7 protein-coding genes are annotated in these 12,610 nt (G+C 43.1%); all 7 read left to right on the top strand.

Features of this window, described 5'->3' with window-relative positions:
- Window positions 1–10: 10 nt before the first annotated feature.
- The 7 genes from H5058_RS05610 (at window position 11) to mcrC (ending at window position 12,040) form a co-directional block, all read left to right on the top strand.
- A complete protein-coding gene (locus tag H5058_RS05610; RefSeq protein ID WP_182677241.1) occupies window positions 11–595 on the top strand; it encodes an inovirus-type Gp2 protein in 585 nt (194 codons plus the stop codon).
- A gap of 430 nt (window positions 596–1,025) precedes the next feature.
- Entirely contained in the window at window positions 1,026–2,771 is a 1,746-nt protein-coding gene (locus tag H5058_RS05605) for a class I SAM-dependent DNA methyltransferase (protein WP_182677239.1), read from the top strand.
- Window positions 2,761–4,155, top strand: a complete 1,395-nt coding sequence (locus tag H5058_RS05600) for a restriction endonuclease subunit S (RefSeq protein WP_182677237.1) — start codon at window positions 2,761–2,763, stop codon at window positions 4,153–4,155. Before H5058_RS05605 ends, H5058_RS05600 begins: the two co-directional genes overlap by 11 nt.
- Window positions 4,156–4,158: 3 nt before the next feature.
- Window positions 4,159–5,190, top strand: a complete 1,032-nt coding sequence (locus H5058_RS05595; protein ID WP_182677234.1) for an SIR2 family protein — start codon at window positions 4,159–4,161, stop codon at window positions 5,188–5,190.
- Window positions 5,187–8,363 (top strand): type I restriction endonuclease subunit R, encoded by a 3,177-nt coding sequence (locus H5058_RS05590; RefSeq protein ID WP_182677232.1) that lies wholly within the window; start codon window positions 5,187–5,189, stop codon window positions 8,361–8,363. The genes H5058_RS05595 and H5058_RS05590 overlap by 4 nt, the downstream gene beginning before the upstream one ends.
- A gap of 54 nt (window positions 8,364–8,417) precedes the next feature.
- Entirely contained in the window at window positions 8,418–10,895 is a 2,478-nt protein-coding gene (locus H5058_RS05585) for an McrB family protein (RefSeq protein WP_259398618.1), read from the top strand.
- Window positions 10,895–12,040, top strand: a complete 1,146-nt coding sequence (gene mcrC, locus H5058_RS05580) for a 5-methylcytosine-specific restriction endonuclease system specificity protein McrC (protein WP_182677230.1) — start codon at window positions 10,895–10,897, stop codon at window positions 12,038–12,040. Before H5058_RS05585 ends, mcrC begins: the two co-directional genes overlap by 1 nt.
- Window positions 12,041–12,610 lie beyond the last annotated feature (570 nt).

The following is a 12,610-nucleotide window of genomic DNA, read 5'->3' as shown; positions in this document are numbered from 1 at the left end:
AAGTATTTTTATGTCTTATAAAATGAAGACTCGTTTCCTTGAAGTAAATGAGCAAATATTTTGGGTCAATGGAAAACATAGCGGCATCTACTCAGCTATGGCTAAAAAAATGATTAACCAAGTTGATGTAATGCTCAATCATCACAGTAAAGTTCATTTAGTACGGTTTGATCTTAGGCTATATGAGTTCACCCAAACTAACCAAGTGATCACTAAATTTAACCGAATTTTATTTAAATGGCTCAAGCGTTCCTATAATTTAAAGCGCATAGGCTTCATTTGGTGCCGTGAAATTGAAACAGCTAAGCAACAGCATTACCACTACGTTTTAATGCTTGATGGACACAAAATACGTCACCCACATGACATTTTAAGTAAAGTAAAAATGGTATGGGAGCACCAACTACAAGGCTCACAATATACCCCCAAGCATTGCTACTATAATATTAAGCGAGGGGATTATAACTCGCTTCAGCAGGCAATATGGCGCATATCGTATTTGGCTAAAGTGAGAGGCAAAGGCCAGAAGCCTCCGCAAACTAAAAACTATAGTACTAGTCGTATTAAACACAAGTTAGGCTCACAAAAAAGATGATGCTATTTGTTAGTGAATAAATAACGGCAACTTTGAAGTAAGCAATTAATATTCACTCTTTGTAAATAACAGGAAATCAAAACTTTTCAAAACATGTTAGCTAAATCAGGTTGGACTTATAGCACTCACAGGATAGGCTTAATACGCCCAGTACTGTTTATTAATACATATTTTTATACACTTACGATATTATTTGTTAGTATCATAATTACTAAAGGGTTATATAACGTAAATAACTAGTGTTTACCTGTATAGCAGCGCAAGTGCATCAACAAGGAGTTGTTAATGAATGGACCTTTCCTAGAACCAGGCTAATCCCTAGCCATACTTTTTAAATCAATTTGCACCTCCTTATTTTTGTAGGCGCTTTAGCTAATTTGCTAAGCCATACTGAAACTAATTTTAAGCATTAAACGACAATGAGATAACAATGAACACTGCAGAACAACAATTTTTAAAAGAGCTTGATGTAAAGCTGTGGGCTTCAGCCGACAGGCTGCGCAACAACTTAGATGCTGCCAACTACAAGCACGTTGTACTGGGCCTTATCTTTTTAAAATATGTATCCGATGCCTTTGAAGAGCGCCAGCAAGAGCTGCGCCGCTTGTTTACCGAAGACAACAGCGATGATAACATCTACTACATGCCTCGCGACGATTACGACAGCGACGACTACAACGAGGCCGTGAATGCAGAGTTAGAGCTGCACGAATACTACCAAGAGAAAAACGTGTTTTGGGTGCCCAAGCAAGCCCGCTGGGAGTTTTTAAAAAGTACCGCAGCGTTGCCCATAGGCAGTGATATTGAACTGGAAAGCGGCAAAAGCTTCAAGCTTACCTCTATCTCAAAATTACTCGATAACGCTCTAGAGGCCATCGAAACCTACAAGATCGATGGCAAGCTGGCCAACCCCAAGCTCAAAGGCATTTTGCCTACCATTGGCCGTTATGAAGTCGACAATCACAACCTCACCGAGCTGATTAACAAGTTCTCAGATACCAGTTTCCGCAACCCCGAGTACAAAGGGCAAAAACTCGACCTGCATAGCAAAGATATTCTTGGTCACGTTTACGAGTATTTCTTAGGGCAATTCGCCTTAGCCGAAGGCAAGCAAGGCGGCCAATACTACACCCCCAAAAGCATTGTTACGCTCATTGTTGAAATGCTGCAACCCTACCAAGGTCGCGTGTACGACCCGGCCATGGGCGCCGGTGGTTTTTTTGTCAGCAACGATAAATTCATCGAAGCCCATGCAGCCGAAAAACACTACAACCCAGCAGAGCAACGAAAGCATATTTCGGTGTATGGCCAAGAGAGCAACCCCACCACCTGGAAGCTAGCCGCCATGAACATGGCCATTCGCGGCATTGACTTTAATTTTGGCAACAAAAACGCCGACACCTTTTTAGACGACCAACACCCCGACCTGCGCGCCGATTATGTAATGGCCAACCCGCCGTTTAATATTAAAGACTGGTGGCATGTGAAACTAGAAGAAGATGTGCGCTGGAAATACGGTACACCTCCTGCTGGCAATGCCAACTACGGCTGGATCCAGCACATGCTGCACCACCTTAACGATAACGGCTCGATGGGTTTATTGTTAGCCAATGGCTCCATGAGTTCAAATACCAACAATGAGGGTGAAATCAGAAAATCTCTAATTCTAGGTAATACAGAAAATAACGTCCCCGGTGACCTTATTGAATGCATGGTGGCTTTACCCGGACAGCTATTTACCAACACTCAAATTCCAGCATGTATTTGGTTCTTAACTAAAAACAAAAAAGGCGGCAATGGCAAACGCGACCGTCGCGGCGAAACCTTATTTATCGATGCTAGAAATCTAGGCTTCTTAAAAGATCGTGTCTTGAGAGACTTTACAGACGAAGATATTGCCAAAATTGCTGACACATTCCACGCCTGGCAAAAAGGTGAGAATTACGAAGATATTAAAGGCTTCTGTTATTCCGCTTCTTTGGATGACCTTAAAAAACACGATTTTGTATTAACGCCGGGTCGATATGTCGGAGCTGCAGATGCCGAAGAGGACTCAGAACCATTCCCTGAAAAAATAGAGCGATTAACGGCGCAGCTTAAATCCCAGTTTGAAGAATCCGATCGATTAGAAAAAGCGATTAAGGACAATTTAGCGGGGATTGGTTATGAGCTCTGATTGGACAAGATATAGATTGGAGGAGTTGGGCCACATTGTTACAGGGAAAACTCCTCCGTCAAAGGTGCAAGATGCTTTTTCAGATTCAGGTGTGCCATTCGTTACACCTAGAGACATGGATGGTCGTCGTTGGATTGATAGGACTGAACGATATCTATCAGAAACTGGAGTTACCGCTGTAAATAAATCTCTAGTTCCCAAAAATAGTGTTGCTGTGTCTTGTATTGGATCCGATATGGGAAAAGCCGTTCTGGTGAGTTGTGATTCCGTAACTAATCAACAGATAAACACGATTGTTGTTGACACGGAAAAATTCAATCCAGTATTCATTTATTATGTTTTATCGACACAGCAAGATGCTTTGAAAAGTATTGCTGGCGGATCAGCTACCCCAATACTTAATAAAGGGCACTTTGGTAAGTTTGAAATAAAACTTCCAACTAAAGACGAACAGGATAGATTGGTAGAATATCTAGATTGTTTAGATTCTAAATTTGAACTCAACACCCAAACCAACCAAACCCTAGAACAAATCGCTCAAGCATTGTATAAAAGTTGGTTTGTCGATTTTGATCCTGTCAAAGCAAAAATTGCGGTTCTAGAGGCTGGCGGAACAGCAGAAGACGCAGAGCTTGCCGCAATGAGCATTATTGCTGCGAAAAGCCCCGAGCAACTGATTGAGTTAAAGCAAGCAAATCCTGATGCATATGAGCAACTAGCTCAAACCGCTGCGCTCTTTTCATCAGCCATGCAGGAGTCGGAGCTTGGGGATATTCCGGAGGGGTGGGAGGTTTCAGAAATTGGTAGTGAAGTTTCTGTTGTTGGTGGGGGTACTCCTTCTACCAAAAACACTACATTTTGGGAGGGAGGTAGTATCCACTGGACGACTCCCAAAGATATGTCAGCCCTGAACAGCAAAGTATTAACTAATACAAGTAGAAAAATTACACCTGCTGGTTTAAAGAAAATCAGCTCGGGTCTCCTTCCAGTGAATACTGTGCTGATATCCTCAAGAGCGCCAGTTGGCTACCTTGCACTGGCTAAGATACCTGTAGCCGTGAATCAAGGCTATATAGCTATGAAATGTGAGGGTAGGTTGTCACCAGAATTCGTCATGCTTTGGTGCGAACAAAATATGGCAGAAATTAAGCAGCGTGCTAGTGGTACTACCTTTGCTGAAATTAGTAAGGCGAATTTTAAGCCCATTAAGATTTTAGTGCCTAGGAAAGATATTGTAGAAAACTTCACAGCTCAAGCCACAGATATTTTTGCATCCGTTACTGGCAATATTCATCAATCAAATTCTTTATCGGCAACGCGAGACCTGCTGCTGCCCGAGTTATTAGCAGGTAATCGATTTGCGCAGTTAGGTAATGAGGCTTAATAAATGGACTTACTAAAAGAGGAGTTTTTGGACCAGCTCAGAGCTGAGGTTGATGAAGAAACTGGTAAGGTAATAATCGAAGCCGCTGAGTTTACTCCACAACAAATTCTACAAGATATTAGTGAAACAACATTTGATACAGTTTTTAGTGAGTGGTGCGAAAACAAAAAGCTAGAGCGGCTTGAAAGAGCTGAAGACATTTTATCTCAATACGGAAATGAGCGTCGATTCCGTATATTAAAAGAGCGGTTTGCTAGCGGTGCCATAACACCGTTCATAGGTGCAGGCATGTCAATACCCAGTGGATACCCTGGCTGGACAGCCTTTTTAAATAGGTTAATTGAAGAAACAACTGCCGATAAAGCACAGTTTCATCGACTCATGTCATCTTGGAAATACGAAGAAGCTGCACAGTTTCTGTATGACAATATGGGCGAGGCTCGTTTCAATGAGGAACTGGAAAATGAGTTTGGTCATGACAATTCGATTTATGGTGCGGTCCGTCTGTTACCATATGCTTTCAAAAATTCTGTTATAACAACCAATTACGACAATCTTTTAAAAAGATGTTATGAAGCAGTTGGCCGACCATTTGCTGATACTCTAATTGGAAGTGAAGCGGTAGAACTACCTAAGTTATTAGGTGAAGAAAAAAATATATTGTTAAAACTTCATGGAAAGTCTAATTCCAGTAGAAATCGTATTCTAACCCAGGCCGAATACGACGAGCACTACAAAGAGAAGGACCAACTTAAAAAGTGCATAAAGGCGCTTTCCTCCAAAACACTCTTATTCCTAGGTTGCAGTTTAGGTACAGATAGAACAGTTCAAGCATTGGTTGAAATTGTTAGTGAAGAAGAACCAGGCTCATTGCCAAAACATTATGCATTCTTACAGCTCGACAATGAGGAAGATAGAGTCCCTAGAGCTGGGCAGTTAGCGCAGGCTAATATCTACCCTATTTGGTATACCGAAGAACACGACGAATCAATTGAAGCCTTGCTGGAAAAGTTAGTAGAGGGAGTAAATCCATGAACGAAGAACAATTAGAAAACCTCTGCTTAGACTGGTTCCGCGAAGGCGGCTGGGATGTACTGCATGGGCCCGACATTGCGCCCGATAGCGCAACACCGATGCGCTCGGATTATGCGCAAGTGGTGCTGGATGCCCATTTGTTTGATGCCTTTAAGCGTATTAACCCGCACATCCCTTTCGACCAAATAGATAACTGCTTTGAGCAGCTAAAGGCTATAGCCCTTAAGCCCGAAAGCTTGGATTTGATTACTAATAACCGCGCTTTTCACCGGTTGTTGCTTGAAGGTGTGCCGGTGGAATTTAAGGTAGAAAATGAGGCCGGCGTTGAAACAAAGAGCGATCACGCCTTTTTAATCGACTTTGAAAACCTCGCAAACAATCAGTTTGCAGTCGTCAACCAATTTACTATTTCGGGCACCAAACAGCCGCGCCGACCGGATGTAATCTGCTTTATCAACGGCTTGCCCATTGCCGTGCTGGAACTCAAAAGCCCAAGCGATGAAAACGCCGATATTTGGGATGCGTTCAACCAATTACAGACATACAAAGATGAGGTCTCCGACCTTTTCATTTTTAACGAGGCACTGGTCGTCAGTGATGGCTACACCGCCAGAGTGGGTTCGTTAACCGCCAACCAAGAGCGCTTTATGCCATGGCGTACAATTAAACATGAAGATGACAAGCCCTTGCTTGAATGGCAGCTGGAAACCATGGTGCGCGGCTTTTTTAATAGAGAGTTGCTGCTGGATTACATTCGTTTCTTTGTGTTGTTTGAAACCGATGGTGAGGCGATTATTAAAAAAATCGCGGGCTATCATCAGTTTCACGCCGTGCGAGAAGCAGTAAAAGCGACCGTGGTTGCGGCACAGAATATCAGCGGCATCAGTGAAAAACGCGCGACTTATGCCGGTGAAGTAGTGCCCGGCAGCAAAAAAGCCGGTGTGGTGTGGCACACCCAGGGCAGCGGTAAAAGCATTTCTATGTGTTGCTATGCAGGTAAATTGCTGCAACAGCCTGCCATGAACAACCCAACGCTTATAGTGGTGACTGACCGCAACGACCTAGACGGCCAATTGTTTGAAACCTTCAGCAATGCGGTTGAACTGCTAAAGCAAACCCCGGTAAAGGCGGGCAACCGTGATGAGCTAAGGCAGTTACTGGCCGAGCGTGAATCGGGCGGTATTATTTTTACCACCGTGCAAAAATTTGCGCTGCTGGACGATGAAAACCACCACCCCGTGCTGAATGACCGACACAATATTGTGGTGGTGTCGGATGAGGCACACCGCAGCCAATACGGTTTAAAAGCCCAGTTAAACAAAGACACCGGCGAGTATAAATTCGGCTATGCAAAACATATGCGTGATGCCTTGCCCTTTGCCTCGTTTATTGGCTTTACTGGCACCCCTATATCGCAAGAAGATAAAGACACCCGCGCCGTGTTTGGTGGCTACGTGTCTATTTACGATATTCAAGATGCGGTGGACGATGGCGCGACGGTGCCTATTTATTATGAATCGCGCCTTGCCAAACTGGATTTAAACCACGATGAAATCGCCGCTTTGTCTGACCGAGTGGATGAAGTAGTGGAAGATGAAGAAGACGTAAGCTCGCGCGAGAAAACCAAAGGCGAGTGGAGTCGGCTTGAAAAGCTGGTGGGCGCCACCCCGCGCTTACAACAAATTGCCGCCGACATTGTTGAGCATTTTGAAACCCGCAATGCCTGCATGGATGGCAAAGCCATGATTGTGGGTATGAGCCGTGATATTTGCGCGCATTTATACAACGAGATTGTGGCCCTGCGCCCCCAGTGGCATTCAGACGACTCAGAAAAAGGCGCCATCAAAATTGTGATGACAGGCAGCGCCTCTGACAAGCCCTTATTACAGCCGCACATCTACAACAAAAAAACCAAAAAACGCCTGGAGAAGCGCTTTAAAGACGTCAACGACCCGCTAAAGCTGGTGATTGTGCGCGACATGTGGCTTACCGGTTTTGATGCCCCTTGCTGCCACACCATGTATATCGACAAGCCCATGAAGGGCCATAACCTGATGCAGGCCATTGCCCGTGTTAACCGGGTGTTTAAAAACAAACCTGGCGGCTTGGTGGTGGATTACATTGGTATTGCCAATGAACTTAAACAGGCGCTGAAAACCTATACCGACTCTAAAGGAAGAGGCGAGCCCACCTTGAATGCCGAAGAAGCCTTTGCGATTCTGCTAGAAAAAATCGATGCTCTTCGAGGCTTATTTGCCAAAACCCCCAAAGGCGATGGTTTAGATATTTCTGGCTTTGAAACAGACGCGCATAAGCTGCTGGTGCCTGTTGCCAACTATGTGCTTGGTTTAGAAGATGGCAAAAAACGCTTTCTTGATTTGGTGCTAGCCGCTAGTAAAGCCTACTCACTTTGCAGCACCTTGGATGAAGCGAAAGACTTGCGCAAAGAAATTGCTTTTTACTCGGCCATTAAAGCGGCTATCAGTAAGTTCACCAGTGTCGATAAAAAACGCAGCATTGAGGAGAAAAATTCCGCCTTAAAACAAATTTTAGACAATGCAGTGATCGCAGAAGGTATCGCGGATGTGTTTGCACTGTGTGGTTTGGATAAGCCCAATATCGGCTTGTTATCGGATGAGTTTCTGGAAGATGTGCGGCAGATGCCAGAGAAAAACCTGGCGGTTGAACTATTAGAGAAGCTGTTAAAAGACGACATTAAAGCCAAAACACGTAACAACGTGGTGCAAGAAAAAAAATACGCCGATAGGCTGCAAGAGACACTGCGCAAATACAACAACCGAGCTATTGAAACCGCACAGGTGATTGAAGAACTCATTGAAATGGCTAAAGCCTTTCAAGAAGAAATGGCCCGTGAAGCAGGCTTTGGGCTTACCCCTGATGAAATCGCCTTCTACGATGCACTTGCTGATAACGAAAGTGCCGTGAGAGAGTTAGGCGATGCAACCCTCAAAAAAATTGCAGTTGAAATTACCGACAAACTTAGAAAGTCCACCACTGTAGACTGGCAGGTGCGAGACAGCGTGCGCGCGAAATTAAAAATATTGGTACGGCGCACTTTACAGCGATACAAGTATCCACCTGATAGGGCCATTGAAGCTGTAGAGTTGATACTCAAACAAGCTGAAATTTTATCTAATTCATGGACAAAATAATAAAAAATACAGAGCTATTCAGAATCAGGATCTAAAAAGTAGGTTTAACCAGAAATGAATAATGAAACAAAATATGATATGAGAGGTTTTGTTTTAAACCAAATCTCCAGCATGAAAATTCGTGTTGATGACGAGGAAGTTGAACAAATCATTGGGCAGATTAATGCAGCGATAAGCAACGTATCTCAATATACAGACTGGGAAGTGAAGAATACCATTCATGCAGAGTTGAAAATACGCTTACGCTCGATCCTAGATAAGCATCAACTGCCGATAGTTGAGGAATTGTTTGAGGAGGTACTTTTGAGAGCAAAGGGCACGACTGGTAGCCCTAAGGGCACGACTGGTAGCCCTAAGTCATTTTGGTTTGTGGGTGCATCTTATGGGGGAAACAATGATCAAACCCAAAGGTTCTTAGAGCAGGGCATTTGGCAAAATGGTTATGAGGATAAATATCTCGATGTAGTCCGCAGTATGCAGCCGGGTGACAAGATTGCTATTAAATCGTCTTATACACGAAAACTAGAGCTACCATTTGATAATAAAAGCCAGACTGTTTCAGTAATGGGCATCAAAGCTATCGGCGTGATTACCCGTAATCATGGCGATGGGCGACTAGTCGATGTTGAATGGCAACAACGCTTTGAGCCTGTTAATGAATGGTATTTCTATACCAATCGCAGCACTATTTGGCGTGTCTCTCCGGATGACTGGATGACAGAGGGACTTATTGACTTCACTTTCAATAATAAGCCCCAGGATATAGATCGGTTTCGCAATGCGCCCTATTGGAAAGAGCGCTTTGGTGATACCCCTATTGATAAACAGCGCTTTAAGTGGACCCAATTTTATGAAGAGTTTGCTGACAAGCTGTTAGCTTATAAAGATGACCGCGCCTCTTTAATGGCAGCCATTCACGATTTACCCAATAAAATTGAAAGTATATCTGTTCTCCAAGATCAGCCCGAGCAAGGCACCAAAAAATTGCTAGAAGATATTTGTCCGTTTACTGTTTTTGGGCTTTTTAATAGAGGTATAACTGATGCTAACCGAATATCGATTGCATACCAGCTTGCTGATTTTTTAAATGTTGAAACGCCCGTTCCTAATTCCTTTGAGGGTATCCCTGTTGTTAATAATCAACGCTCTTGGTTTTTTGGTTACAAACACCGCCGAAATGAGCACGATATCGACACCTTATGGGGCCTTTTTGAGGCAGCTATAGAACACGCAAATAATGCAGAAACTGATACCGCAGAGGCACTTTACGACGCTTATGAAACTGCGACTAAAGTATGGGGAACTGGCTGGAACCTTTCAATGGGCCTATATTGGGTTAGACCATGGAAGTATTTGACTCTTGATGGTCAATCTCAGACTTACATTACTAAAAAGCTAGGTTTAGAAATAGGCAAAAATGGTGAGAAAAGTCGCTGTAGCCCAAAGGATTACTTTGGTTTGATTGATGACTTGGAGACGCGCTTTCAAGAAGATGCCTACCCGGTACATTCTTTTCCTGAACTGTCGCTGTCAGCTTGGCTATATAAGGATACTGGCACATCCGCGCACCCAAATGCTACTGACCTTGATAATGAGGAGCTATTAGTGGAAGAAGGTGAAGATGCCGTTCAGACTGCTCCCATTGAACCTTATACCATTGACGATATCATTGCTGACGGTTGTTTTCTTGAGAAAGAAAGTATCGCTAAAATAATTAACCAACTTAGGCATAAAAAAAACCTTATTCTCCAAGGTCCACCTGGAACAGGTAAAACGTGGCTCGCGAAGAAGCTTGGCTTTGCCATAATGGGCCAAAAAGACGAGAACTCTCTGCGAGCCGTTCAGTTTCACCCAAACCTATCTTATGAAGACTTTGTGCGTGGCTGGAGGCCATCAGGCGAAGGTAAACTAACTTTAGTCGATGGCCCGTTCTTGGAAATGATAAATGCAGCAAAAAAAGATGCGAGTATTAAGCACGTAGTCGTTATCGAAGAAATTAATCGGGGTAACCCTGCCCAAGTTTTTGGTGAAATGCTTACATTATTAGAGGCTGACAAGCGTACACCAAACGAAGCTTTGGAGCTTAGCTACCGCCGAGCTGAAGGTGAAAGAATCCATATTCCAGCTAACCTCTATGTTATTGGTACGATGAATATTGCCGACCGTTCACTGGCTCTAGTTGACCTTGCTTTGCGTCGTCGGTTCGCTTTTTTTGATCTTAAGCCAACACTAGGTGAAGTGTGGCGTAATTGGGTACACAGTAAGGCTGGGATTGATGACGATTTTTTGCAGTTAATTGAGCAGCGTATAGTGTCACTCAACAACGAGATAGCAAAAGATCGTAACTTGGGGTCTCAGTTTAAAATAGGTCATAGTTATGTCACACCACCGTTAAATACCAAGATCGAAGATGCTGCAGCATGGTTTCATGGTGTAGTAGAAACTGAAATTGGACCGCTGCTTGAAGAATACTGGTTTGACGATATGGAACGCGCTTTAAAAAGCAAAGAAGCGTTAGTTGAAGGTATATAATGCCTGCAGTTGTTGAAACACAAAGCCAAATCATTTTGACAAGGCGGTTAGGCAAGATCCCTGTTCGTAACTTGTGGCTGTTGATGCTTTATGCTTCAGATCTTTATCGTCACTTTGGTACCAATAAAGTCGACGTTGAAGACAACCCAGAAGATATAGCAGATTTGGTTGCCGAGATTCTTTATCATCAGGTTGAAGAACGCATGATGCGTAATTTAAGCTATGGGTATGAATCTAAAGTTGCTGTGATTAATCGTGTTCGTGGGCGTATAGATACTCTCACCACCGAGCGCCATAGGCTGCTTGAAAAGGGTAAGGTATGTTGTCGTTTTGATGAGCTAACGATAGACACTCCTCGTAATCGTTACGTTAGATCGGCATTGGAGTGTTTAACAAAGCTGAATATTAGACCAACGCTCGCGCACAAATGCCGAGCCTTGATGTTTAGTTTAGAGCGTCTTGGTGTGACGAAGGCAAAGCCAATAAATTACAGCGGCAAGTCAGAGAGATTTGGTCGTCATGATATTAGTGACCAGAAGATGGTGGCTGCAGCTGATTTGGCTTTTACCCTCGCTTTGCCCACAGAGTTTGACGGACAATTTCATTTAGCTTCTCCCGATAATCAAAAAGAGTGGCTTCGGAAACTGTTTGAAAAAGCTGTCGCAGGTTTTTACGCCGGAGCACTCGATAAAAGAGAGTGGAGGGTATTGGCTGGCAAACAGTTTAATTGGCAAATATCTGATAAAAGTTCAGGGATCGATGAAATTCTTCCCAGCATGAAAACAGATATCATTATTGATAATCGGGTATCAGGTGAGCGTTTGGTAATCGATACAAAGTTCAACTCAGTGACGGCCAAAGGTTGGCATAGAGAAGAAACTCTTCGCAGTGGTTATATTTATCAAATGTACGCCTACCTTCGAAGCCAAGAAATTACTACAGAACCTAAGTCGTTAAAAAGCATTGGCATGTTGCTTCACCCAACGATAGATAAAGAAGTCACTGAGAGGGTAACTATTCAAAATCACCCAATATGGTTTTGCACTGTTAATTTGGGCGAGCCGGCTAAATCAATTAGGGAGCGCTTACTTTTGTTAACTCAAATGGCTTTTCGCAAGACAGAAAAAGATCAGGGTCAATACTAGAAATGTTACTAGATAAATTTCCAGACTGAAGTATTGAAAAAATATAACAATCATATCTAGCTACAACTTTTATTGAGCCCTATTTTCTAATAGTTAATTGATATGAGTTTTAACCAAGGTAGTACTGGAAGTAGTACCCTGGTTTTACTTGTTTTACTTTATCTTTTTAATTCAGTGTATTAATTATTTGGTTAAGATGACCCCAGCCCACCAATATCGGTTTTTAGATTCGTTTATCTAAAAACCCTAAAAAACCCGCAACGCTTGAGAAATCAAGCTTGCGGGTTTTTTTATGGCTAAAGGTTAATTAAGATCACAGACCCATTAAGCTACTCGCCAAAGTACCCACGAAGCAGGTAGCGCACTTCATTGAGTGATGATTTTTGATGCAGTAACCGAAGCTAAGCTTTTAAAAATGAAGGTTTAAATGAGGGGAGTAACTGAGAGTTTAAAACTGTCTGATGTAGATAAATTAATAATCAACCTTATTAGTAACGATCCTCATATTACAAACGCACAGTTAGTTGTCGCTAGCGAAACGTCGTTGAGCGCCATCTAAAGGCGAATAAA

The sequence above is a fragment of the Pseudoalteromonas sp. SR45-4 genome (assembly GCF_014163535.1).
Taxonomy (GTDB): Bacteria; Pseudomonadota; Gammaproteobacteria; order Enterobacterales; family Alteromonadaceae; genus Pseudoalteromonas; species Pseudoalteromonas nigrifaciens.
This window is presented reverse-complemented; position numbering and strand designations above follow the sequence as displayed.